Here is a 26,544-nt window from a genome sequence, read left to right as displayed (position 1 = left end):
TTCTATATAATTAATAAATTAAGGTTATCCTAAAGCTAAGAGTTCTGATATAGAGAATAAGAATAAAGAGGTGATTTATTTGTATATAGATGATACTATTGCAGCTATTGCTACAGCTCCTGGAGAAGGTGGAATAGGAATAGTTAGAATAAGTGGGGAAAAAGCTCTTGATATAGCTGAGAGTGTATTTGAGTCGGTTAATAAAAAAAGTATAAAAGATTATAATCCAAGAACTTTGATATATGGAAATATAATTGAAGATGGAAAGATTATAGATGAGGTATTGCTTGCTTATATGAAAGGACCTCATACTTATACTAAAGAAGATGTTATAGAGATAAACTGCCATGGCGGATTTATATCTGTAAAAAAAATATTAGAATTAGTTCTTAAAAAAGGAGCTAGATTAGCAGAAGGTGGAGAATTTACAAAAAGAGCGTTTTTAAATGGAAGAATAGATCTATCTCAAGCAGAGGCTGTTATGGATATAATAAATGCGAAGACAGATCTTAGCTATAATGTAGCTCAAAGTCAATTAGAAGGAAGTCTTTCATTTAAAATAAAAGAACTTAGAAATAAAGTAACTGAACTTCTTGCTCATGTTGAAGTTGCGATAGATTTTCCAGATGAAGATGTAGAACATATAACTTATGAAAATTTATACAACAAATCAAAAGAGTTGAGAAAAGAAATAACAAACCTTTATGAAACATCTGAAACTGGAAAAATAATAAGAGATGGTCTTAAAACTGTTATAGTAGGTAAACCAAATGTCGGTAAATCATCTTTATTAAATGCAATACTTAAAGAATCTCGTGCTATAGTTACAGATATACCGGGAACTACTAGAGATGTAATAGAGGAATTTGTAAATATAAATGGAATACCTCTTAGAATAATAGATACAGCAGGTATTAGAGAGACAGAAGATATTGTAGAAAAAATAGGAGTTCAAAAATCAAGAGAATCATTTGAATCAGCTGACCTTGCTATACTAGTTCTTGATGCATCAAGATGCTTATCAGTAGAAGATATAGATATACTTGAAAATGTTAAAAACAAGAATACTATAGTTTTGATAAATAAAACTGACCTTGAAAATAAAATAGATGAAGATAAGATAAAAGAATATGTAGACGAAAAAAGAATAATTAAGATATCTGCTTTAGAGAGAAAAGGAATAGATAAATTAGAAAATGAAATTGCCGATATGGTATACAAGGGCAATGTTTCACAAGGTGATAGTGTTATGATAACTAATGTTAGACATAAAGATTCACTGGAAAGAGCTATAAAATCTATAAATGATGCTATAAATGCTATTGAAGATAATATGGCTCTTGATTTTATAGAGGTAGATCTTAAAAATATTTGGGATTACCTTGGCGAAGTTAGCGGAGATACCGTATCTGAGGATTTATTAGATACTATATTTAGAGATTTTTGTATAGGAAAATAGATATTAATAAGTCGAAATATAGATATATAAAATAATATTTGTAGTATAATGTTTAACGTGAAACATTATATGAGAAACATTAGGAGGATGAACATGAAGTTTAACGGAGGAAAATACGATGTTATAGTAGTTGGGGCTGGACATGCTGGTTGTGAAGCTGCTTTAGCATCTTCTAGAATGGGATGTAAGACATTAATAATAACAATGTCTTTAGATTCTATAGCTTTAATGCCTTGTAATCCATCTATTGGAGGAACGGGAAAAGGACATTTGGTTAGAGAAATAGATGCCCTTGGTGGTCAAATGGGTATAAATATAGATAAGACTTATATACAAAGTAAAATGCTTAATACTGCTAAAGGACCAGCGGTACACTCTTTAAGAGCTCAAGCTGATAAATATGAATATCATAAAGAAATGAAAAAACAACTAGAGGACCAAGAAAATTTAGAAGTTGTAATGGATGAGGTTGTAGATGTAATAGCCGAAGATAATGTTATAAAAGGAATTGCTACTAAGCTTGGAGCTATTTACGACTGTAAAGCTGTAATTTTATCAACGGGAGTATATTTAAACTCTAAAATATATATAGGAGAGGTTAATTTCTATGAAGGGCCTAATGGACTTGGATATTCTAAGCATTTGACTGAAAGTCTTGAAAAACTAGGCCTTAGAATGAGAAGATTTAAGACAGGAACACCAGCTAGAGTTCATAGAGATACTGTTGATTTTAGTAAAATGGACGAGCAAAAAGGAGATGAGATTGTAACTCCTTTCTCATTTATGAACGATGAATTAGAATTAAAGCAAGAGTCATGTTATCTGACTAGAACTACGGAGCAAACTCATAAGGTTATAAATGATAATATTAAAAGATCTGCAATGTATAGTGGAGAAATTGATAGTGTTGGACCTAGATACTGTCCTTCTATAGAAGATAAAGTTGTAAGGTTTCACGATAAATTATCACATCAAACATTTATAGAGCCAGAGGGAATGAATACTAAAGAGATGTATATACAAGGTATATCTACAAGTCTTCCTTATGAGGTTCAAATAGATATGTATAGAACAATAACAGGTCTTGAAAATTGTAAAATAATGAGACCAGCTTATGCAATAGAGTATGATTGTATAGATCCTACACAACTTAATCCTTCTCTTGAGATAAAGGGCGTTGAGAATTTATTTAGTGCAGGACAGTTTAATGGAACATCTGGATATGAAGAAGCTGCGGCACAGGGACTTATATCTGGAGTAAATGCAGTTTTAAAAATACAAGGAAAAGAGCCTTTGATATTAGATAGATCTCAAGCTTATATAGGAGTTTTAATAGATGATTTAGTTACTAAAGGAACTAATGAACCTTATAGAATGATGACATCAAGATGTGAATATAGACTTTATCTAAGACAAGATAATGCAGATTTAAGACTTACTGAAATAGGTCGTGACATAGGTCTTGTTAAGGATGATAGATATGATAAATTCATACAGAAAAAAGCTAAGTTAGAAAAAGAAATAGAGAGATTAAATGAAGAAAGAATCACTCCAAGTCAAGTAAACAAACAATTAGAAGAAATGAACCTTCCTGGTATAAATACAGGGATGAGCTTATATGAGTTCTTAAAAAGACCGGAATTTGACTATGAACTATTAGAAAAACTAGGAAAAAAATCTGATGAAGAATTATCTAAAGCTATAAAAGAGCAGTGCCAAATAAAATCTAAGTATGAAGGTTATATAGGAAAACAGTTAAGACAAATAGATCAATTTAAAAAACTAGAAAATAAAAAATTAAATAAAGATATAGATTATTCTAAAATAAGTGGATTAAGACTTGAGGCTAGACAAAAACTAGATAATATAAAGCCTATATCAATAGGACAGGCATCTCGTATATCTGGAGTTTCCCCTGCAGATATATCTGTTTTATTAATACACCTTGAACAAGTTAGAAGAGGTAGAGGTGATAATAATGAGTAATAGAAATATTATAAAAGATGGACTTAATCAACTTAACATAGATATAAGTGAAACAAATATAGATAAATTTGAAAAATATAAAGATATACTTCTTGAGTGGAATCAAAATATAAATCTTACAGCAATTGAAGATGAGAAAGAGATTTATATAAAACATTTTATAGATTCTTTAGCTTGCATTAATTCAGGATATATAAAAGAAAATGATAAAATAATAGATGTTGGAACCGGAGCAGGATTTCCCGGTATACCTTTAAGAGTATGCATGGAAAGCTTAAATTTGACATTACTTGATTCTCTTAATAAAAGAATCAACTTTTTAAAAGAAGTTTGTAATAATTTAGAGCTTGATAATGTAGAGTTTGTACATGGAAGGGCAGAAGACTTTGGAAAAGATGAAGACTATAGAGAACAATATGATATAGCAACAGCAAGAGCAGTTGCATCTTTACCTGTTCTTTTAGAGTATTGTACACCTTTTATAAAAGTTGGAGGATATTTTGTGTGCTTAAAAGGACCTTATCTTAATGAAGAATTAAAAGAAGCTGAAAAAGCAATCGACGTTTTGGGACTTGAATTTGTGGAGAAAATAGATGTTGATCTTCCTTTTACAGACATAAAACACAATATAGTGATTTTGAAAAAAATAAAAAATACTCCAACAAAATATCCACGAAAAGCGGGTAAACCATCAAAAAGCCCAATAAAGTAACGAAAAGGGTGTCAAAAAAGACTCATATTTCCCGAGAAATAAAGGAAGTTGTAATATAAAAATATTAAGAATATAGAAGGGATATGAATATTTTTGGAGAAAGTATTACTTGGATAAATAAAATTTTAAACAAATTTTATCATATTTCTTCTAGAGAGAGGGATATTATGGAAGATAAAAAAGTTATGGAAATACCTATAGATACTATAATTCCAAATCCATATCAGCCAAGAAGAGTTTTTTCAGAGGCTGCATTGAATGAATTAAGTGAATCTATAAAGAGTTTTGGAATACTTCAACCTATTACAGTTAGAAAAATAAGTGATAGTATGTACGAATTAGTAGCAGGAGAGAGAAGACTTAGAGCTTCTAAAAAAGCAGGACTTAAGTATATGCCAGCTATAATAAATAATTTATCGGATCAATCTTCTGCAGTACTTGCACTTATTGAAAATTTACAAAGAGAAGATTTAAATTTCATAGAAGAAGCTTTGGGATATGAAAACCTTATAAAAGATCATAACTTTACTCAGCAAGAGCTGGCACAAAGTGTTGGAAAAAATCAATCAACTATTGCTAATAAGCTTAGAATACTTAGATTATCTGATGATATAAAGACAAAGCTTATTGAAAATGGATTGACTGAAAGACATGCTAGAGCTCTTCTTAAACTGCCAGATGATGATTATAAAAATCGAGTTTTAGATACAATAATTAAGAATGAGTTAACTGTTAAGAAGGCAGAGAAACTAATAAAAGATATACTAGAGGATCTTGCTACACCTAAAGAACCAGAAAAAAGACAGACTATAAAATCAGCTCTTAATTTTAAGATATACTTAAATACATTAAAGAATGCGTATAATGCCATCGTGGATACAGGAATAAAGGCTAAGTATAAAGAAAATGATAAGGGAGATCATATCGAAATTGTAGTTAAAATTCCTAAAGCTTAAGATTACTGTTATACGGTAATCTTTTTTTTCAAACTTGCAAGGGATTAAAGGGGGAATTACAGTGGGGAAGATAATTGCTGTGTTTAATCAAAAAGGGGGAGTGGGTAAGACAACCACAAATGTAAATCTAAGCGCATGTATAGGAAAGTTAGGAAAAAAAACACTGGTAATAGATTTAGACCCTCAAGGAAATACAACTAGTGGATTTGGAATAGATAAAAATGAGCTTGATTTTACTATATATGATGTTTTATTAGGAGAGAAAGATATAAAAGATACTATAATAGATACAGAATTTGATAATATAAGTATATTATCATCTTCAACAGAACTTGCTGGAGCTGAAATAGAGCTTACAGGAATAGAAAACAGAGAGTTTATATTAAAAAATGTGCTAGATTCAGTTAGAGATAATTACGATTATATATTCGTAGATTGTCCGCCTTCTCTTGGAATGTTGACAATAAATTCTCTTGTAGCAGTAGATAGTGTATTAATACCTATACAATGTGAATATTATGCACTAGAGGGCGTTAGCCAATTAATGCAGACGATATCTTTGGTTAAAGAAAATCTAAATCCAAATCTTGAAATTCAAGGAGTAGTTCTAAGTATGTTTGATGGAAGAGCTAATCTATCTATTCAAGTAGTTGAGGAAGTTAAAAAATTCTTTAAGGGAAGTGTTTATACAACTATTGTTCCAAGAAATGTTAGACTAGCTGAAGCACCGAGCCACGGAAAGCCAGTTGTATATTATGATTCAAAGTGTAAAGGTTCTTTAGCATATATAGAACTTGCTGAAGAATTTATAGACTTAGAAGAGGATGTGATATAGATGGCTAAAAATAGATTAGGAAAAGGACTAAGTGCATTGATACCAAATAATAATACAGTTTCATCTGACAAAGAAATAATAAATTTAAGGATAAATGAAATTTATCCTAATAAAGAACAACCTAGAAAGATATTCGATCAGGAAAAACTAAGTGTATTATCTGAATCCATAAAAAACTATGGAATACTTCAGCCCATCGTAGTAAAAAAAGAAGAAGATGGATATATGATAATAGCAGGTGAGAGAAGATTTAGAGCTGCGAAGATGGCAAATTTAAAAGAAATGCCAGCAGTTGTAAAGGACTTGCCGATTAAAGATATAATGGAAATAGCTTTAATAGAAAACTTGCAAAGAGAAGATTTAAATGCAATAGAAGAAGCTATAGCATATAAAAGTCTTATAGAGAATTATAAGGTAACTCAAGAAGAAATATCAGAGGCAGTAGGTAAAAGTAGACCTCATATAACTAATACTTTAAGGCTTTTGAACTTAGATGATAGAGTTATCAATTTAATAGAAGAAGGGCAGATAACTCCAGGTCATGGAAAGGCTCTTCTTAGAATAGAAAATAAAAATATTCAATATGAAATAGCACTTAGAATAATAAAGGAAACCTTATCTGTTAGAGAAGTCGAAAATCTATCTAAGAATATGACAGATAAAAAAGAAATAAGAAATAAAAAAATCAATAAAGATCCTTTTATAGTAAATATAGAGGATAAATTGAGAAATATATTTGGAACAAAGGTTAACATATTAAAAGGGAAGAAAAAAGGAAAAATAGAAATAGAGTATTATAGTGATGAAGAACTTGAATCAATATTAGAACAAATATTATAAAGCGAAACTTAATTCAGATGTAGTTTTTACTACAACTGAATTTTTAGCTTTCTGATAAAGCCAACATTAGGAGGTCTCATATGATATATTTAGATAATGCTGCAACAACTTTTCCAAAACCAGATAAAGTATATGAAGAAGTTTTAAACTGTATGAAAAATTATGGAGCAAATCCTGGAAGAGCAGGACATAAACTAGCTTTAGAAGCGGGCAGAACAATATACGAGACAAGAGAAAATATATGTAAGTTGTTTAATATAGATAATCCTATGAACATAGTATTTACAAATAATGCAACAGATTCACTAAATCTTGCAATAAAAGGATTAGTAAATGAAGGAGATCATATAGTAACAACAAGTATGGAGCATAATTCCGTAATAAGACCTATAAAGACTTTAGAAAAAATAGGAGTTACTAATACTATTGTAAATTGCAATGAGTATGGAGAATTAGATGTAAATGATATAAAAAAGGCTATAAAAGAAAATACAAAGCTTATAGTAACAACACATGCATCTAATGTATGTGGAACATTAATAGACATACAAGAAGTAGGCAAAATTGCCAGGGAAATGAATATAGCATATCTTGTAGATGCTTCTCAAACAGCAGGAGTTTACAATATAGATGTTAAAAATATGAATATAGATATGCTTGCACTACCTGGACATAAAGGATTATTAGGACCTCAAGGAACAGGTATGTTATATATAAGAGAAGGAATAAATCTTAATCAGTTAAAAGAGGGCGGAACTGGAAGTAAATCAGAGGAGTTAACTCAGCCTAATATAGTTCCAGATAAGTATGAATCAGGAACTCCTAATACTCCAGGTATAGCTGGACTTAATGCAGGAATAGAATTTATATTAGAAGAGGGAATTGATAATATAAGAAAGCATGAGGAAGAATTAACTCAGTATTTTTTAAATGAACTTAGCTTAATACCTATAATAAAAGTATATGGAACTAAAGATGCAAAGAAACAAGCATCTGTAATATCTATAAATATAGGCAATCAAGATTCATCTGAGGTGAGTTTTATATTAGATTCTGTGTTTGATATAGCTACAAGATCAGGACTTCACTGTGCTCCATTAGCTCATAAAACAATGAACACATTAGAACAAGGAACAGTTAGATTTAGCATAGGATACTTCAATACTAAAGAAGATATAGATAAGGCTGTTAAGGCTTTAAAAAGTATAGTTGATGAAATAAAGTAAAACAGTAAAATCCATTTATTTAATCCAAAATAAAGGTTATTAAAATACTACGTATGCGTTAAGTATTTTAATAACCTTTATTTTTTTTAATATATACTATTAAGATTGTTTTTTAAATAAAGTATATAATAAAATAAGGTAAATTTTAAAATATTATTAAATATAATTATAAAACACTATATTTTAATCAAATATTAAGTTATAATTGAATTGAGATAAGATTACACAAAAATGGAATACTATACAATTGGTATTATCCTATAGAGAATAAGGAGTATTAAAATTGTAAGTTATCATAATAATTTGTTGTGGAGGAATATATATGGAAATACTTAGCTTAGGAGAAAAAATTAAAAAGCTTAGGAAAGAGAAGAACTTAACACTTAAAGAATTAGCAGGAAATAGAATAACTGCTGCTCAGATAAGTCATATAGAGAGGGATAAGTCATACCCGAGTCAAGATCTTTTAGAATATTTTGTAGAGAAGTTAGACGTGAGTATAGATTATTTATTAGAAAGCAAAGATATGCAGGCTAAAAAAATAAGCAACAACTTATTGACAAAGAGTGAGATATATATAAAATCTCAGGATATAGAAACTGCTAAAAAAGAAATATGTAATGTAATAGATATATCTAAGGAATATAAATTATATGATACTTATGGTAAGGCAAAATATTTATTAGGTGTAGTTTATTTTGATGAAAAGCAATATGAATTAGCTATAGACAACTTTGAGAGAAGTTTAGTATTAAATGTTAAAACTGCTAATTATGAAAAAGTTGTACAATGTTATATACAATTAGGAAAAATATATCTAGAGGAAGGATTTATAAAGGTAGCATTAGACAAATTCATACAAGGGGAAAACCTTTTTCTAGAGCATGATATAGATAATAATGAACTACAAAAGGAAATATACACACATAAGTCATTTTGCTATATAAGACTTGAGAACAATGAAAAATCTTTATTATACGCTAAAAAGATACATGAGATAGAAGAAAAAGAAAAAAATATAAAGCAAAAAGCAAATAGCCTATTTTTAATAGGAAGTAATCTTTTAGATATGGGAAGATGGGATGAATCTAAAGTTTACTTAAATAAGGCATTACAGATATATGAAGAAGAAGACAAGAAGAATGAATATGCAAAAATACAAATAACTATGTCTAGAATATATAGAAAAATAGGCAAATATGAAGATGCTCTTGAATGTGTAAAAAAAGCTTACATAACAAAAAGAGAGTATGAAGATAAAGAACTGATGAAAATATTGTTTGAATATATAAAAGTATTAATAGAAATTAATGATTTCGAAAATGCTAAAAAATATTCTAAAAAATCATTATCCATAGCTATAAAAATGAAAAATAAAAAATTAGAATATAGAGCTTTAAAATATTATGCAAAAATATATAAAAAACAAGGTGATTTAAATATAGCTATAGAACATTTAAAGAAATGTTCATATATAATAGAAGAAATAGGAAGCAAAAAAGAATTAGCTGATTTATATATAGAGCTTGCTCAAACATATTCTAATATATCTAAAGAAAGAGAATTAGAATATTATACAAAGGGTATAAATATATATAAAGAATTAGATATAATAGAAAAATAGACTCTTTTGCAAAGAGTCTATTTTTTGTATTATTATATTAGGTACAAAAGAAACTTAGAAGGAATGATTTATATGAAGAAGAATAAGATTATAATAATTTCAATTATATTAATAATAATATTTTTAAATCCAAAAACCATAAATATTATTGAAAACAAAATAAATAACTCTAAAGTTAGTATAGAGGAAATAAAAGAAATACCATATGGATATTCAAGTGATACTTCATTTATAAAATATAGAGATGGATTTTTAATGTATGATGGGAAATCTTTAAAATATATAGATAATGAAGCTCAAAAAGAATTCGATTTAAATATAAGAATAGAAAGTTATAGTATAGATACTAATAATTCAAATATATACTTATTGGATAAAATAAAGAAAGAAGTGTATATAATAGATAAAAAAGGATCTTTGACCAAAAAATTAAATCTAAAAGAAAATGCTTTAATGGTGAAAGCTCTATATAATAACGATTTTTTAATTCACTATACAACTGATGTAGATGTTGAAGGTGCTAAACTTTATAATTATAAAGGAGAAGAGATTCAAGATATATCGATACCTCAAATAACAATAAATTTAGTAGAAGTAGATAAAAACACTAGCAACTTTGTAATAAGTGGAATTAGCATCAAAGATGATAGACTTTATAACAATATATTTTACTATAATAAAAAAGGAGAATTGATTTTTTCTTATAATATAGAAAATAAAGTGTTTGTAAAAACTATGTTCTTAGACGACAAACTGATTTTAGTTGATCCAAAGTATATAGAAATTAAAAACTTGAGTGATGAAAAAGCTAAAAAAATAAATTTAGATGAAGAAATACAATACATAAATATTATAGATGATGAAATAGTAGTTATAGATTCTAATAAAAATATCACATATATTGATAAGTATGGAAAAGAAAAAAACAAACAGTATGATATAAAAAATATAAAAGGAATTAAAAATATAGGAAATCAAAATATATTATATTCTGATAGAAGTATATATCTTCCTGAAAATAAAGAAAAAAAGGACTTTACAAAAGACATACTCGATATGTTTACAATATATGACAACAGTGTTATAGTCATTTTTAGAGGATATATTAAATTCTTAAATATAGATTAAGGTGGTGAGTTCATGAATTTGAATTACATAGACTTTATAATAATAATATTTATAGGTTTATTCGCTGTGAAAGGATTTCATTTGGGATTTATAAAATCATTATTCAATCTAGTGAAATATTTTATATCAATATTTATATGCAAAATGTGGTACCCAACTGTAATGGATTATATAATTCATAATGAGAATATATATAGGTCTTTAAGCACAGTTATAAATAAGATACTAATTAATATAATGAAAAATGATGCTTTAGTTCAATCAACAAGTAAGATATTAATACAAGTAATAGTCATTATTATCATGTTTGCTATAATTAATGCAGTGCTAGAGATTGGAATAAGTTTTATAGATAGTATATTCAAATTCCCAGCACTTAATATTTTAAATAAAAGCATAGGTTTTCTATTTGGAGGATTAAAAGGATTCTTGATTTTATTAATAATACTTACTTTAATCCATCCATTTCTAATTATATTTGAAAAACAACAGGTTATAGCAGATTTGAATAATTCATTCTTGCTTAAATACTTGTATATGTATAACTTTTTGTTTAAATATTTCAATGATTTTATTGAAATATTCAATAATTACAAGGGATGGAGTATGTTATAATAGTTACTAAAACTGATTTATATAGGAGGTATTTATGAGAATAGAAGTAGATGCAAGAGGGCTTAATTGTCCGCTTCCAGTTATAAAAACTAAAAAAGAATTAGATAATATTAAGGACGGAATAGTAGTTACTATAGTAGACAATGAAATAGCAAAAGAAAATGTATTAAAACTAGTGAATTCGATGAAATGTGAATCGAAAATAAATCAAAAAGAAAATATTTATTATATAGAAATTACAAAGGGTGAGCTTGAAGAAATACAATCAATACAAGAAGAAATTATTCAAAAGCAAGAAGTGGATGATAGTACAGTTGTATTTATATCATCAAATGTAATGGGAAGAGGATCGGATGAATTAGGAGAAATTCTTATTAATGGTTTTATATATACATTATCACAGACAACTCCGTATCCAAAATCGATAATATTTGTTAATTCGGCGGTTAAATTAACTACACAAAATGAAAATACTATAGATAATTTAAAATTATTAGAAGAAGAAGGGGTAGAAATATTGTCTTGTGGGACATGCTTAGATTATTTAAATCTAAAAAACATGTTAAAAGTTGGACAAATTTCTAACATGTATGACATTGTAGAGAGACTTAGAAAGTCTAGTAATACTATATCTATATAGTATAAAACATAATAAAAGAGCAAAAGGAGAAATAAAATGCACGATATATATATAATAAGCTTTAATTCAACTCATCATGCTATAAGATTTGAAAAAAGATTAAAAGAATTAGAATTAAATATAAAAACAATACCTACGCCAAGAGAAATAACTTCTAGCTGTGGACTATCTATAATGTTTTCAAAAGATAAAATAGATATTATTAAAAACAACATAGATGATATGAGAATAGACTACTACGGGGTATTTAATATAAAAAAAATAGAAGGCGGTAACAAGGAATTAACTAAGTTATATTAGGGGGGAGTTTTAATGCCTATAAAAATAGAAATAGGAGATAAAGTAGTACTTAAAAAAAATCATCCTTGTGGAGGAAATATATTTGAAATAATGAGATGCGGAATGGATTTTAGGATAAAGTGCGAAAAATGCAATAAACAATTGTGGATAGAACGAGCAGAACTTGAAAGAAGAATAAAGAAATTGATAAAAGAATCTGACGAAATATAGAAAAAAAATTAACAAATATAATGGGTTTGAATATTCTGCCATTTTCTTTATAAGTAGGCAAACAATTATAAAGATGATATAATTAATTTCAAGTAAATACAGGAAAAAGTTTTCCTCTGTATTTATAATCTTTGGAGGTGTTTTTTAAATGGCTGTAAAATTTGCTGATCGTATGGATAATCTTAAAGCTTCTGAAATTCGTGAATTATTAAAGTTAACAGAAAAACCAGAAATAATATCTTTTGCAGGAGGACTTCCAGCACCAGAATTATTCCCAGTTGAAGAAATGAAAAATGTTGCTGTTAAAGTTCTTGAAGAAGGTGGACAACAAGCGTTACAATATGCTGCGACAGAAGGATTCGGACCATTAAGAGAAGTAATTGCAAATAGAATGAATGAAAAATTCAATACTAAAGTTAGTGCTGATGAAATATTAATAACAAGTGGTTCTCAACAAGGATTAGATTTCTCAGGAAAGATATTCTTAAATGAAGATGATGTTGTTTTATGTGAAAGTCCTTCTTACTTAGGAGCATTAAATGCATTTAAAGCATATGGACCTAAATTCATAGAAGTTCCAACTGATGAAAATGGAATGATAATGGAAGAGCTTGAAAAGATACTTGAAACAACTGAAAATATTAAAATGATGTATGTAATTCCAGATTTCCAAAACCCAACAGGTAGAACTTGGCCTTTAGAAAGACGTAAAAAGTTCATGGAAATAGTAAATAAATTCGAAATACCAGTATTAGAAGATAACCCATATGGAGAATTAAGATTTGAAGGAGAAATATTACCTTCATTAAAGTCTATGGATGAAAAAGGATTAATAATATTCCTTGGAAGTTTCTCTAAGATATTCTGTCCAGGATTCAGAATTGGTTGGGTATGTGCTGAAAAGGAAATATTAGAAAAATACATAATGATAAAACAAAGTGCAGACTTACAAACTTCTACAATAGGACAAAGAGAAGTTGCTAAATTTATGGAATTATATGATTTAGATGCTCACGTAGAAAAAATTAAAGATGTTTACAGAGTTCGTAGAGATTTAATGTTAAATACTATGAAAGCTGAATTCCCAGAAGTATTAAAGTTCACTTACCCAGAGGGTGGATTATTTACTTGGGTAGAGCTTCCAAAAGAAATAGATGCTAAAGATGTAATGGCTAAATGTTTAGAGAACAATGTAGCTTTCGTTCCAGGAGGATCTTTCTTCCCTAATGGAGGAAAAGAAAATACATTTAGATTAAACTACTCTAACATGACAGATGAAAGAATAGTTGATGGAATAAAGAGACTTGGAAAAGTATTAAGAGAATTCGTATAATATTGAAAAGAGTGGCTAATTAGCCACTCTTTTTTGTGCAATAAATGCACTTCATAAGGGGGGAGATTGGGATGAAAAATATTAAATTGTGGGGTTATTTACTAATATAATTGACATAAACTAGTATTAATATACGTCGAAATTAAAAATACAGGATCAACTGTTTTTGAGCAAGGGATACCGTTATGAATTTCAAAAATTCTACATTTAAACATGTTAAATAAAGACTTTTTTTGTACAGGTAGTTGACTTTTATAAAAAAAGATGATAGAATTTGAAAGATGTGAGATTAATCTCATTTCTCTGCTCTAATAAGAATTAGAGCCGTCTAAGTCCAAAGGGAGGTGAATTGTAATGAAAAAATATGAATTAATTTATGTATTAAAGTCTAACATAGAAGATGAGGCTAAGCAAAAGATACAAGATAAAATTAATAACATAATTGAATCTGAGAACGGACAAGTAGATAAGGTAGATGTTTGGGGTAATAAGAAATTAGCATACCCTATACAAAAGCTTACTGAAGGATACTATGTATTAGTTAACTTCACTGCTGGAATTGATGTTCCAAAGGAAATCGAAAGAAACTTAAAGATTAGCGAAGATGCAATAAGACACATGATCGTAAATATGGAAGCTTAGTAATTAATATAAGGTGGTGTTTTTATGAATTGTGTTGTATTGGTGGGTAGGTTGACTAAAGACCCCGAACTTAGGTACATTGCAGGAACAGGTAAGCCTGTTGCCACCTTTTCGATAGCTGTAAATAGATCTTATGTAAATAAAGAAGGAAAAAGGGAAGCTGATTTCTTCAATATCGTAGTCTGGGGAAAACCAGGAGAGAACTGTGCAAACTATCTTGCTAAAGGAAGATTAGTTTCAATTAAAGGTTCACTTCAAACTAGATCTTATGAAACTCAAAATGGAGACAGAAGGTATGTGACAGAAGTTGTCGCAGAAAGAGTAGAGTTTTTAGAATCTAAAGGTAGATCTGAAAATCAAGCTCCTTCAAATACTGGATTTGAAAAAAGTTTTGAACCTGTAGGTCTAGATACAGGAGGATTCCAGGCATTAGATGATGATGATATTCCATTCTAGAGAGAAGGAGGGAAACTATTATGATGAATAAAAAAAGACGTCGTAGAAAAAAGGTTTGTTCTTTCTGCGCTGACAAAAACGTTAAAATAGATTACAAAAATACAGGAAAATTAAGCAAGTACGTTACAGAAAGAGGTAAAATATTACCAAGAAGAATTTCTGGAATCTGTGCTAAGCATCAAAGAGAATTAACTGTAGCTATTAAAAGAGCTAGAAATATAGCACTTTTACCATACACAATAGATTAATAAGAGACGAGCCTTATGGCTCGTTTTTTTAATTTATATATGAATTAAGTTTTAATATATATGATATAATTGTATATTAAGGGGGGATATACTTGAAAATAGATAGAGATCTTGACGTAACTAAAAATATAAAGATAATAGAATGGTTAAAAACAGAGATTTTAAGTAGCGTATCAGCTTTATATGAAATTATGCTAAAAGGAGCTAGTTATACAGATGAAACTATTCAAGATATTCTAGCTAATATAATAATGGTTACTTATTTACTTGGAAAAAGGTTAGGCTTTAGCTTTTCGAATATAGATAAAAAAATAAAAGAAAAAATAGTAAGAGCTATAAATGATGATCATAAGGTTGAAAAGTGGTATGGCGATTTGAGCAACCTTAAAGAACATGTAAAGCTTAGGGAGTGATAGTTTTTTATGCAAATTAATAATAGTAAAAAATTGACGGAAGCCTCTATACTGTCATGTATAGGAATCATATTTGCTTTAGCATCTACGTATATTCCGTTTTTTAGTATGTTTTTTATGTTTAATGGAATACCATATACGATAATAGCAGCTAGGTGTGGAATAAGATATTCGATTATGAGTTCGTTCATATCGTTAATAATTTTGATGATGACTACTAATCCTATATCTGCACTTGTATTTGCTTTGGTATTTATTCCGTCTATAGTTATAGGATATAACATTTATAAAAATGAGAATTCTTTTCAAAATATAGCCCTTGGAAGCTTATTTTTTATATTTATGATGATGTTATATATTAAGGTGTCTATAATTATGTTTAATATAGATATAGTCAAGGATTTTAATGATATATTGATTAAATCTATGAATGTTCAAAAAGATATGATAAACACTTTGGGTATTAAAATGGATGAAAAAGAAGTAAATAATTTATTAGAATATTTTTCTATATATCTTCCTAGTATGTTAGTTGTTATACCATCTATAGTTATTTCATTTATTAATTATTATGTATCAATATGTATATTGAGAAGAATAAAAAAAGATGAATATTTATTACCTGAAACAAAAGATTTTTCTTTGCCGGGAAATATACCTCTTGGAATAGTTTTCATATATGTAGCTACTTTGCTCATAAAATATATAGACGGAATATACTATGAGTCTATAGTTATGAATTTAGAAATGGTTATACTTACTTTATTTTTGATTCAGGGAGCTTGTGTTTATAGCTATTTCTTAGATAAAATAAATATAAAAAAGGGAGCTAAAGGATTTTTGCTAATAATATCTTTTATTATAAGACCTATAGTTTTTATTATAACTATAATAGGTATGTTGGATTCGGTAATGAATTTTAGAAAGATAAGAAGGTAATTGGGAGGGGCTTATGAAAGATAAGCTATATTTGAAATTTAAATCTCAAGAATTTAATATAAACATAATAAGTATATTTTTGATGAGCTTTATAATACTTTATTATAATTTTTACTTAGGAGGAATTTCTTTTATATTATTGATTTATTTAATATATTACAATTTTACTCTTAAATATAAAAAGAAGAGAGAATGGATTCAAACTATGGAGGAATTATCTCTTGAAATTGATGATACAATAAAGCAAACTATACTTAAATTACCTATTCCTGTATGTGTTCTGGAATTTGATGAAAGTATAAGTTGGTATAATAAGAAATTTTATAATATAGTAAATAAAGAAAATATATTTCATAAAAATATAAAAGAGATTATGCCTAATTTAAGCTTGAGAAAAAAATTAAATGAAACAAAAGAACTTTATACTGAAGTTGATTTTAATAATAAAAAATACACTGTGGTGTATAATATAGTGAAGATTAAAAAAAATAAAGAGATTAAATATGTGATAGTTATGTATTGGTTAGATAAAACCGAATATGTTAAACTATTTAATAAATATGAAGATGAAAAATCAGTTATAGCATTAGTTCAAATAGATGGATATGATGAGGTTTTAGAAAGTGCAAATTTAGATGTTAGACCTCTTATTAATGCTGAATTAGAGAGAAAGTTAAATACTTGGGCTATAAGCTTAAATGGAGCTTTAAGAAGAAACAGCAAAGATAAATATACTTTGATAATAGATTCTAAGCAACTTAGAGAGTTAGAACAAGATAAGTTCACTATATTAGATGAAATAAGGGATATAGATTATGGAAACACGCTACCTCTAACTCTTAGTATAGGTATAGGTTCTATGGGTGATACTCATGAACAAAATCTTAAGTATGCCATTAGTGCTCTTGATTTAGCACTTGGGAGAGGTGGAGATCAGGCTGTTATAAAAAGAAAAGATAAGTCTATATTCTACGGTGGAAAATCAAAGGCTGTAGAAAAAAAGAATAAGGTTAGAGCAAGACTTATAGCTTATGCTTTAAAGGAATTGATACTTGAAGCAGATGATATATACATTATGGGTCATAAATATCCGGATCTCGATGCTATAGGGGCTGGTATTGGTATATATAATATATGTAAATTGTTAAATAAAGATGCAAATATAGTTATTCAATCATCTAATTCTTCTATAGATTTATTTATGGAAAGGCTTAAGGAAGATGATAATTACAATGGTGTATTCATATCAAGAGAGGATGCTATAAAGAACTGTAAAAGAAATAGCTTGGTTGTAGTTGTTGATACTCATAGACCTAATTTTACTGAATGTGAAGAACTACTTAAGATATCTGAAAAAATAGCTGTTGTAGATCATCATAGAAGAGGTGTAGAGTTTATAGATAATGCTGTTTTAATGTATCATGAAACGTATGCATCATCTACATGCGAGATGGTTACAGAGCTTATACAGTATATAGATAGTAAAATGAGTATAGATAATCTAGGAGCAGATGCTTTGCTTGCTGGAATAACTTTAGATACTAAGAATTTTACTTTTAAGACTGGAGTTAGAACATTTGAAGCGGCTGCTATGCTTAGAAAGCTAGGAGCAGATACAATATCTGTAAAGAAATTGTTTCAAGGAGATTTGGATAATTTCGTAGCTAAGGCTCAAATAATAAAAAATGCTTATATAATAGATGATATTATAGCTATTTCTGTTTGTGAAGATGGTATTGAAAATTCTAAATTAGTATCAGCTCAGGGTGCAGATGAACTTTTGAATATAAAAGGAATAAGAGCTTCTTTCGTATTGGGAAAAGGTAAGGATGATACAGTATTCATAAGTGCAAGATCATTAGGTGATATAAATGTACATATATTCATGGAAAAATTAGGTGGAGGCGGACATATAGATGTTGCAGGAGCTCAGCTTAAGGATATTTCTATTGAAGATACAGTTAAAATATTAAAAGAATTAATATTAGAATATTTAAAGGAGGAGTAAATATGAAGGTTATTTTATTAAAGGATATAAAAGGTACAGGTAAAAAAGGAGAAGTAATTAATGCTAGTGATGGATATGCAAGAAATTACTTATTCCCAAGAAAATTAGCTAAAGAAGCAACTACAGGAAATATGAAGGTCCTAAATGAACAAAACACAGCTAAACAGATAAAGGCTGACAAAGAATACGAAGAGGCTAAGCAATTAGGAGAAAAGATGGAAGAGCTTGTTTTAACTTTATATTCTAAGTCTGGAGAAGGTGGCAGATTATTTGGATCTATAACTTCAAAGGATATAGCTACTGAATTAAAGAAAAAGCATAAAATAGAAGTAGATAAGAGAAAAGTATTATTAGAAGAACCTATAAAGTGTTTAGGATCTAGATTTGTTGAAATGAAAATACACCCTAAGGTAGTTACTAAGATTAGAGTAGATGTAAAAGAAAAAAATTAATTTTTAGGAGGGGTCAAAATGGATCAAGCAGGAAGGATTCCTCCTCATAGCATAGATGCTGAACAGTCTATTTTGGGGTCTATATTGCTCGATAAAGATGCTGTTGTATCAGTTTCTGAGGTTATAAAACCAGATGATTTTTATAAAGAAGCTCATAAAGAAATTTATGAAGCTGTGTTGAACCTTTATAGAAACAGTGAACCTATAGATATAATAACATTGACAGAGGAAATGAAAAAGAGAAATACTCTTGATATTGCAGGTGGAATAACTTATTTAACTCAATTATCAACTGTTGTACCAACTACATCAAATGTTAGAAATTATGCAAATATAGTTAAAGAAAAGTCTATACTTAGGAAGCTTATAAAGGCTTCTTCTGATATTCTTGATATAGGATATAACAATTCAGAGGGTGTTAATAACACTCTTGAAATAGCTCAGAAGAAGATATTTGATATATCCCAAGAAAAAACAGGCGATAATTTCAAATCTATAAGTGAAGTTCTTATGACTGCATATGATAACTTAGAGGATCTTTATAAAAATAAGGGAAAGATAACTGGAATTACAACTGGATTTATAGATCTTGATAGAAAAACTAATGGATTGCAAAGAACTGATTTAGTTTTAATAGCTGCCCGTCCTGCTATGGGAAAGACGGCTTTTTCTCTTAATTTAGTTCAAAATGCAGCTATGAAGGATAATATATCTGCGGCTGTATTTAGCCTTGAGATGTCAAAGGAGCAATTGATTCAGCGTATGTTATCAGCTCAATCTCATGTAGAGCTTAATAAGCTAAAGACTGGTAATTTAGATGAAGATGATTGGCCAAAGCTTATAGAAGCCATGGCAGCCTTGTCAAAAGCAGATATATATATAGATGATACCCCTGGCATAACTGTAATGGAGATGAGATCAAAGTGTAGAAGACTTAAAATGGAAAAAAACCTTGATTTTATCATGATAGATTATCTTCAGCTTATGGAAGGTGATACTAAAGGAGAAAGTAGACAACAGGAGATATCTAAGATATCTAGATCTTTAAAGATTCTCGCTAAAGAGCTAAATTGTCCTGTAATAGCTTTATCTCAGCTTTCTCGTGCACCTGAATTAAGAGCAGATCATAGACCTATACTTTCCGATCTTAGAGAATCTGGAGCAATAGAGCAGGATGCAGATATAGTAATGTTTCTTTATAGAGACGAATACTATCATCCTGATTCTGAAAAGAAAAGTATTGGTGAAGTAATAATTGCAAAGCATAGACATGGTGAAACTGGAACAGTTGAACTTGCTTGGCTAGGAGAGTTTCAGAAATTTCATAATTTAGCTAGGAACACATAACATATATGTTTAAAAATAATTTAAATTGGGTATAAACTTAATATAATAAATATAGGGGGTAATATTATGAACTTATACTTAAATGAACTTGAATTATTGAAGGTAGCTAGAAATATTGAAGAAGAGGGATTTAGATTCTATACACAAGCCATGGAAAATGCACAAAATGAAGACATAAAAAAAATATTTAGATTATTAGCAGAAGAAGAAAGATCTCACGCTAATTTATTCTCAAAAATATATTCATATGCTAAAGAAGAAAATCTAAATGATGATGATTATATATTTGATGAACAAACAGCGTCTTATCTAAAAGCTATAAGTGATACTGCTATATTTAACACTGAAGGATTAACTAATGATAAAATAAATGATGTTAAGGACTCTAAAGATGCTTTAATAATCGGAATGCAAGCAGAAAAAGATGCAATACTTTTCTATAGCAATCTATTAAAAGTTGCGAAATATGAGCAAACTAAAAAATACTTAAAGCAGCTGATTGAAGAAGAAAATGGACATTTAGAGAACTTAATAAATATATATAAAGCTATATAAAGCGAAACTTAAAGCCAATATTTATGGAATTAATCCACAATAGATATTGGCTTTAGCTTTGCATTAATTTTCGTATAAATTATCAACAAATATAATAATTTATATTTATTTGAGAAATAATAAGTTATTATACTGTGGATAAATGTAAATAAAATCAATCAATATGAATATACGTGGATAATTCTGTATATAGTTGTTAATAAAAAAGAAAATAAAAATATAAACAAACATATCCACATTATCCACAGAAAAGTTGTTAATAGTTGTGGATTAAATATAAATCAAAAAAATCAAAAAGATTGATTTAAATACGTATATTTGATAAAATAAATAATAAAGTGTTCGTTATTATATATAAAGAGGTGGTCTTTAATGTCAAGTGTAGCAATAGTAGGATCTCAATGGGGAGATGAAGGAAAAGGTAAAATAATAGATTATTTAGCAAGAAAAGCAGATGTTGTAGTAAGAGGACAAGGAGGAAACAATGCAGGACATACATTAGTAGTTAAAGACAAAAAATATGCACTTCATTTAATTCCTTCAGGAATATTAAATCCTAAAACTATCAACATAATAGGAAATGGCGTAGTATTTGATCCTAAGGGATTCTTAGATGAAATAGAAATGCTTAAAAAAGATAATATAGATACTAAAAATATAAAGATAAGTGATAGAGCACACGTTATATTTGAATATCACAAAAAAATAGATGAGTTAGCAGAAAACTCAAGAGGAGATAATAAAATAGGAACTACTAAAAAAGGAATAGGTCCTTGTTATATGGATAAAACAGAAAGATCTGGTATAAGAATATGCGATCTTTTAGATAAAGAAATATTTAAAGAAAAATTAAAAGCTCAAGTAGAAAAAAAGAATGAAATAATAGAAAAGATATATGGTGGCGAAAAATTTGATTTTGAAAAGTTATATGAAGAGAATTTATCATATATGGAAAAAATAAAAGAGTATGTAGATGATACATCAGTAATATTATACAATGCTTTAAAAGAAGGAAAAAAAGTATTATTTGAAGGAGCTCAAGGAACATTACTTGACTTAGACTTAGGAACGTACCCGTATGTAACTTCTTCTCATCCAACATCAGGAGGATTCTGCGTTGGTTCAGGAATAGGACCAAACATGGTAAAGGATGTACTTGGAATAGTAAAAGCTTATACTACTAGAGTTGGAAAAGGACCATTTGTAACAGAATTATTTGATGAAACTGGAGATCAAATAAGAAAGAATGGAAATGAATTTGGAACGACTACTGGAAGACCTAGAAGATGTGGATGGTTTGATTCAGTAATAGTTAGATACGCAGCTAGAGTTAATGGACTTACATCTATGTCTTTAATGCTTTTAGATGTATTAACTGGGTTTGAAAAAGTTAAGATATGTACAGGCTATAAATTAGGAGATAGAGTTATAACAGAATTCCCAGCATCATTAGAGCTTATAGACAAATGTGAACCTATATACGAAGAGTTAGACGGATGGAATGAAGATATAACTGCAGCTACAACATTTGAAGAACTTCCTGTTAATGCTCAGAAATATATTCAAAGAATAGAAGATTTAACAGGAGTAAAGGCTAGCATAATATCTGTTGGACCTAAGAGAACTCAAACTATTATAAGACAAGAATTATTATAATATATATTAATCAAAATATAAAAAAACCTAGATTTCGTACATACGGGATCTAGGTTTTTATTAATCTAATATCCTAATTGTTTATTTACTATAATTACATGAGTTCTTCCTAAGACCATTTCTCTTTTTATAACTACATATTTATTGCAGATTCTGCTTTTATTATTACAATCCACACAATGACCTACGTTAACACAAGCTGTATTTTTATTTAATCTTTTAGCATTAGCAGGAGCTGCTAATACTTTATTTCTCACAATAGCTTCATCTAAATCTCTAACTATTTTATTAATTCCAACTACTACAATAACTTTATCAGGACCATAAATCATAGGTGCAACTCTACTTCCTCTACCGTCAACATTATAAAGTTCTCCATTTTCTATAATAGCATTACTGCTTGTTAAGAATGCATTAGAAAAAAAGCTTTTTCTATTTATATCTTTAATTTCTTCTGAAGTTAGATTTTCTTTATATCTATCAAAGAAATTATACTTTCCATTTCTTAATAAATCTATAGCTTTGATTTCAAAGAGTGTCATAGAGCCACCTACAGATACAGTGTCTCCCTTGTTTATTAATTCTTTTATTTTATTCAAAGCTTCTTCTTCAGTTTGCACAAAATAACCACTAATATTATTCTTTTCTAAATTTTGAATAGTTCTCTCAACTTTTTTCTCGATAACAAAGTTAATATTTTTATCCATTTTAATCCTCCATTTCAGTTCCTTATTTGTTAAAACTTAGTTTCTATGTAATATTCTTAATCTTTTTAGAATATTACGTTATTAAAATAAACTGCATTAAAATACTTATAAGAACCTAGATTTTGTGTAAATGAGATTTAGTTTTTTTGTTTTGTAGGTAATCAAAAAACTGTCTATAAAAATACCGCGAATACAACGATATTTTGAATATAACTAAGCTTTTATCTTATTAATACTCCTAAAATTTACGAACTCCCTAAGGTCAAATACGCAAATTTCTTAACGGATTATTAAACGATAAAAGCTAAGTTATATTAGTCAAAATATCTAAAAGCATTCACTAATATTTTTATAGAAAGCTTTAAGTGGAATGTAACTCTATTATGAATAGTCAATCTTATCTTAAGGAGATATTTATAGAAGTTCTTTAGAGGTAGTAAATTAAGTTTTTCAAATAAAGGTGTTATATAGTTGATATTTTATGTGATAATGTAGTATTATGCGAAGTTTTTTTTGTGTTTAGAAAATATTCTAGACAAGTATTATGGTATAATTTGGATTAAGAATTAAAACTATAAACCCCTATAATATCTATTAATGGTAAATTGAAAAATCTTAGTTATACGGTAGTTTATATTAATTTTATTTTTATAATTAATTTGGGGAGATGATTATTATAATTTGTGCATATTGTAAAAAAGAAAAAGATAAAACAAAAGAACATATTATCTCAGATTCAGTACTACAATTATTTCCAGAATGTGATTTAACTTATGACGAAATTCGAAAAAAACATTATAAAGCTGATCCTATAATTAAAGATGTTTGTTCTGATTGTAATAATACTAAATTAAGTTACATAGACGAATATGCAAAAAATATTATTAGTAAATACTTCATTGATGAATATGATGCTAGTGATTCTTTAGAATTTGAATATAAATACGATGAATTTCTAAAAGTTCTTATGAAATATACATACAATGATTTAAGATCACATAATGATGATGTATCAATTTTTGATAAAGAATCAATAAATTTTTTACTTGATAAAAGTCAAAAAAAATTAAATAAGTGTATTAGTATTTTTGGGGGGTTATGTGTAAATACCTCACCTGTACCCGAATTTGTTTTTGGAAATAAAAAAATACAGTGGTCTAAAAATCCTACTTTTTTAGAAAATTCAATTATATTAAATTATAATTATGATACAGGACAAGTTATGTTAAGAGATAATTTAAAACAAATGGAAATTAAAGGTTTAAAATTATCCTATTTTTATAAATTCAATTCGGGATTATTTGTAATACTTTTTTGGGAAAATGAAGAAATTCAAAAACAAAATGAACAAATTCTTTCGTTATCATATCCATATAAACTATTAAGTTCAGATGATGATAAAGTATTGCTTGAAAGGTGTACTCATGCTTATAACTGTCATATACCTAATTTAATTGATGTTACATGGGGAATTGGAATTGCTGATAGTACTAACGGAATGGTTCGAACTGATATTAGTCCCATTCAAATTCAGAAAGATTGGAATAAAGGATGGAATAAACATGAACATGAAATTAGATTAAAACACACGAAGTAGTATTAGGTGATTTATATCAAAGTTAAATTTGGAACTATTAATAAATAGAGGTTTATTTTTAATATATTAAATTTTATCTTATAGAAATTTGAAGATGATTTAATAAAAAAAGGGGGAAATGAACTTATGAACTTTAAGTTCGATTACAATAATATTTCATCCTATATTGGATTTTGGGGATCAATATTTACTATTGCAGATATCGCAATACGCGAAGCAAAAAAAAGTATAAAATCATATAAAGTTAACGAAATAGACGTGTTTGACTTTTTTGACTCAGTACTAAAAAAAGAGTTAAATTTAGGAGATACTGTATCCGTAGAAGGATTTTTCCTTAACTATGGTCAAATTAACAAACCTTATACCTATATAAACAGTGTTTGGAGACCAAGCGATCAGAAAACAATGGATCACTTCAACTTAAAACATAAAAGCACTAGACACCAACTTAGAGAAAAAGAGATACTATTTGAAAGAAATCCAATTATTGTTCCTGCTCAAAGAATTCCAGAAATAAATAATATCAGTTATGGATTTTTATACGATGAGCGATTCACAGGGTTTATAAGGAATAATATGCCTGATAATATTGAAAAGACTGGGAATGTACTAGTTAAAGATGAATTTTGTAATCCGATATTAGTGATTTATGATAATCATACTTATCCTTATATCGTAAATAAATATCTTTATATTAAAAAAGCAAAAATTATTAGGGGTCCTGAATTAGTCAATAATTATTTAAAAGATTTAGTTGATCCAAAAGAAGATATTGGATTATCTAACATCTACAGACCATTAAAGTTTGATAATGATATTATATGTATATCATTACTTAATGAAGACACAGATGTAAAAATTATAGAAGATGCTAAAATTAAACTAGGAAATGATTTTAAGATACCTCTGTTTGCTGAAGGTACATATAATTTATTGTATGATAAATCACTAGATACTATCATAGATATAATAGGTACATTAGCACCAAATGATATGAAGTATTTGAATCAATTACCCTCGTTTAGAGATGAAATTGATAAAGCAGTTAGTTTTATGAGTGTAAATCAAACAAATATTACTTTTAGAGAGCCTGGAACGATAGGATTTTATTCAGAAGTAAGTTACTTCGATCAACAACAGTTCGAGAAGGATTTTATGGACTATAATCAATTAATTAAAAATTTTTCTATAGATTTTAAGAATTTTTCACAAAAAAATTATGGTATAAAAGAAAAGTTTAATATGACATTTATTTATGATTATACGTATAAGAATATGTTTAAATCTAAATATATTGATACAAGTTTTAAATATGTAAAAGAACAAGAAAAAATATATGATAAGTATGCTAATGAAATAAATAAACTAATATAGATCATCTATTGAGTATTTTCCAAATAAAACTTCGATTAAAATGAACGCAATAAAAGTACAATTTAGTTGCATTGGATGAAACTAACTAATAATTTAAAGAGAAAAATAAAAAGATGATTTTTATTTTTCTCTTTTCCTGTATGCACTGAAATGTATTCATAACTATATAGGGGTAGCGTCACATAGCCATCAAGCTAAGGATTTTAGAGCAAATTAATTGCCCTCATTCGTTAAAAAATAATATACTAATGCTACTTAAAGTTCTAAGGAGGCAGAAGTATCTATG

At 27.9% G+C, this 26,544-nt stretch carries 27 protein-coding genes; 26 read left to right on the top strand and 1 reads right to left on the bottom strand.

Annotated features, from left to right (window positions below; translation table 11 throughout):
- The first annotated feature begins 79 nt into the window (after positions 1 to 79).
- The 24 genes from mnmE (at position 80) to WJW32_RS14035 (ending at position 22,580) form a co-directional block, all read left to right on the top strand.
- Positions 80 to 1,459, top strand: coding sequence for a tRNA uridine-5-carboxymethylaminomethyl(34) synthesis GTPase MnmE (gene mnmE / locus WJW32_RS14150; RefSeq protein ID WP_340259470.1), 1,380 nt, complete (start codon positions 80 to 82; stop codon positions 1,457 to 1,459).
- A gap of 93 nt (positions 1,460 to 1,552) precedes the next feature.
- Complete coding sequence (gene mnmG / locus WJW32_RS14145) at positions 1,553 to 3,445, top strand: tRNA uridine-5-carboxymethylaminomethyl(34) synthesis enzyme MnmG (protein ID WP_340259468.1); 1,893 nt, start codon at positions 1,553 to 1,555, stop codon at positions 3,443 to 3,445.
- Positions 3,438 to 4,157: a 16S rRNA (guanine(527)-N(7))-methyltransferase RsmG gene (gene rsmG / locus WJW32_RS14140; RefSeq protein ID WP_340259466.1), complete on the top strand. Its 720-nt coding sequence runs from the start codon at positions 3,438 to 3,440 to the stop codon at positions 4,155 to 4,157. Before mnmG ends, rsmG begins: the two co-directional genes overlap by 8 nt.
- Before the next feature lie 167 nt (positions 4,158 to 4,324).
- A complete protein-coding gene (gene noc / locus WJW32_RS14135; RefSeq protein WP_340259464.1) occupies positions 4,325 to 5,113 on the top strand; it encodes a nucleoid occlusion protein in 789 nt (262 codons plus the stop codon).
- Between the two features lie 61 nt (positions 5,114 to 5,174).
- Entirely contained in the window at positions 5,175 to 5,948 is a 774-nt protein-coding gene (locus WJW32_RS14130) for a ParA family protein (RefSeq protein WP_340259462.1), read from the top strand.
- Positions 5,949 to 6,788 carry a ParB/RepB/Spo0J family partition protein gene (locus tag WJW32_RS14125; protein ID WP_340259460.1) on the top strand — a complete coding sequence of 280 codons (840 nt, stop codon included), beginning with the start codon at positions 5,949 to 5,951 and terminating at the stop codon, positions 6,786 to 6,788. It abuts the gene before it with no gap.
- Between the two features lie 80 nt (positions 6,789 to 6,868).
- On the top strand, positions 6,869 to 8,014 hold the full coding sequence (locus WJW32_RS14120; RefSeq protein ID WP_340259458.1) for an aminotransferase class V-fold PLP-dependent enzyme: 1,146 nt from the start codon (positions 6,869 to 6,871) through the stop codon (positions 8,012 to 8,014).
- A 322-nt stretch (positions 8,015 to 8,336) separates the two neighbouring features.
- Positions 8,337 to 9,638, top strand: coding sequence for a helix-turn-helix domain-containing protein (locus tag WJW32_RS14115; protein WP_340259456.1), 1,302 nt, complete (start codon positions 8,337 to 8,339; stop codon positions 9,636 to 9,638).
- A gap of 72 nt (positions 9,639 to 9,710) precedes the next feature.
- Complete coding sequence (locus WJW32_RS14110; protein WP_340259454.1) at positions 9,711 to 10,766, top strand: DUF5711 family protein; 1,056 nt, start codon at positions 9,711 to 9,713, stop codon at positions 10,764 to 10,766.
- 12 nt (positions 10,767 to 10,778) lie between these two features.
- A complete protein-coding gene (locus tag WJW32_RS14105) occupies positions 10,779 to 11,381 on the top strand; it encodes a CvpA family protein (protein ID WP_340259452.1) in 603 nt (200 codons plus the stop codon).
- A 34-nt stretch (positions 11,382 to 11,415) separates the two neighbouring features.
- Positions 11,416 to 12,021, top strand: coding sequence for a sulfurtransferase-like selenium metabolism protein YedF (gene yedF / locus WJW32_RS14100; RefSeq protein WP_340259450.1), 606 nt, complete (start codon positions 11,416 to 11,418; stop codon positions 12,019 to 12,021).
- A 36-nt stretch (positions 12,022 to 12,057) separates the two neighbouring features.
- Complete coding sequence (locus WJW32_RS14095) at positions 12,058 to 12,321, top strand: DUF3343 domain-containing protein (protein WP_340259448.1); 264 nt, start codon at positions 12,058 to 12,060, stop codon at positions 12,319 to 12,321.
- A 12-nt stretch (positions 12,322 to 12,333) separates the two neighbouring features.
- Complete coding sequence (locus WJW32_RS14090; protein WP_340259446.1) at positions 12,334 to 12,531, top strand: DUF951 domain-containing protein; 198 nt, start codon at positions 12,334 to 12,336, stop codon at positions 12,529 to 12,531.
- A gap of 148 nt (positions 12,532 to 12,679) precedes the next feature.
- Positions 12,680 to 13,864, top strand: coding sequence for an aminotransferase-like domain-containing protein (locus tag WJW32_RS14085; RefSeq protein ID WP_340259444.1), 1,185 nt, complete (start codon positions 12,680 to 12,682; stop codon positions 13,862 to 13,864).
- Positions 13,865 to 14,218: 354 nt separating this feature from the next.
- A complete protein-coding gene (gene rpsF / locus WJW32_RS14080; RefSeq protein ID WP_340259442.1) occupies positions 14,219 to 14,506 on the top strand; it encodes a 30S ribosomal protein S6 in 288 nt (95 codons plus the stop codon).
- A 24-nt stretch (positions 14,507 to 14,530) separates the two neighbouring features.
- Entirely contained in the window at positions 14,531 to 14,962 is a 432-nt protein-coding gene (locus WJW32_RS14075) for a single-stranded DNA-binding protein (protein ID WP_340259440.1), read from the top strand.
- 20 nt (positions 14,963 to 14,982) lie between these two features.
- The gene (gene rpsR, locus WJW32_RS14070; RefSeq protein WP_277732244.1) at positions 14,983 to 15,210 is read left to right on the top strand and encodes a 30S ribosomal protein S18; all 228 of its coding nucleotides are present in this window, start codon (positions 14,983 to 14,985) and stop codon (positions 15,208 to 15,210) included.
- 92 nt (positions 15,211 to 15,302) lie between these two features.
- Positions 15,303 to 15,623, top strand: a complete 321-nt coding sequence (locus WJW32_RS14065) for a MazG-like family protein (protein ID WP_340259437.1) — start codon at positions 15,303 to 15,305, stop codon at positions 15,621 to 15,623.
- Positions 15,624 to 15,632: 9 nt separating this feature from the next.
- The gene (locus WJW32_RS14060; protein ID WP_340259435.1) at positions 15,633 to 16,562 is read left to right on the top strand and encodes a YybS family protein; all 930 of its coding nucleotides are present in this window, start codon (positions 15,633 to 15,635) and stop codon (positions 16,560 to 16,562) included.
- A gap of 13 nt (positions 16,563 to 16,575) precedes the next feature.
- On the top strand, positions 16,576 to 18,570 hold the full coding sequence (locus tag WJW32_RS14055; RefSeq protein ID WP_340259433.1) for a DHH family phosphoesterase: 1,995 nt from the start codon (positions 16,576 to 16,578) through the stop codon (positions 18,568 to 18,570).
- 2 nt (positions 18,571 to 18,572) lie between these two features.
- Positions 18,573 to 19,022 carry a 50S ribosomal protein L9 gene (gene rplI, locus WJW32_RS14050; protein WP_340259431.1) on the top strand — a complete coding sequence of 150 codons (450 nt, stop codon included), beginning with the start codon at positions 18,573 to 18,575 and terminating at the stop codon, positions 19,020 to 19,022.
- Between the two features lie 18 nt (positions 19,023 to 19,040).
- Entirely contained in the window at positions 19,041 to 20,369 is a 1,329-nt protein-coding gene (gene dnaB / locus WJW32_RS14045; RefSeq protein ID WP_340259429.1) for a replicative DNA helicase, read from the top strand.
- A 66-nt stretch (positions 20,370 to 20,435) separates the two neighbouring features.
- Complete coding sequence (locus WJW32_RS14040; RefSeq protein ID WP_340259427.1) at positions 20,436 to 20,924, top strand: ferritin-like domain-containing protein; 489 nt, start codon at positions 20,436 to 20,438, stop codon at positions 20,922 to 20,924.
- Between the two features lie 372 nt (positions 20,925 to 21,296).
- Positions 21,297 to 22,580 carry an adenylosuccinate synthase gene (locus WJW32_RS14035; RefSeq protein WP_340259425.1) on the top strand — a complete coding sequence of 428 codons (1,284 nt, stop codon included), beginning with the start codon at positions 21,297 to 21,299 and terminating at the stop codon, positions 22,578 to 22,580.
- A gap of 65 nt (positions 22,581 to 22,645) precedes the next feature.
- Here WJW32_RS14035 and WJW32_RS14030 read toward each other — a convergent pair whose 3' ends face one another.
- Positions 22,646 to 23,287, bottom strand: coding sequence for a lactate utilization protein (locus WJW32_RS14030; RefSeq protein WP_340259423.1), 642 nt, complete (start codon positions 23,285 to 23,287; stop codon positions 22,646 to 22,648).
- Between the two features lie 667 nt (positions 23,288 to 23,954).
- Here WJW32_RS14030 and WJW32_RS14025 point away from each other — a divergent pair.
- A complete protein-coding gene (locus WJW32_RS14025) occupies positions 23,955 to 24,884 on the top strand; it encodes a hypothetical protein (protein WP_340259421.1) in 930 nt (309 codons plus the stop codon).
- A 126-nt stretch (positions 24,885 to 25,010) separates the two neighbouring features.
- Positions 25,011 to 26,258, top strand: a complete 1,248-nt coding sequence (locus tag WJW32_RS14020; protein WP_340259419.1) for a hypothetical protein — start codon at positions 25,011 to 25,013, stop codon at positions 26,256 to 26,258.
- Positions 26,259 to 26,544 lie beyond the last annotated feature (286 nt).

Source organism: Tepidibacter sp. Z1-5, assembly GCF_037844525.1.
Classification (GTDB): Bacteria; Bacillota; Clostridia; order Peptostreptococcales; family Peptostreptococcaceae; genus Tepidibacter_A.
The sequence above is the reverse complement of the archived record's forward strand: the minus strand, read 5'-3'. Positions and strand labels throughout refer to the sequence as shown.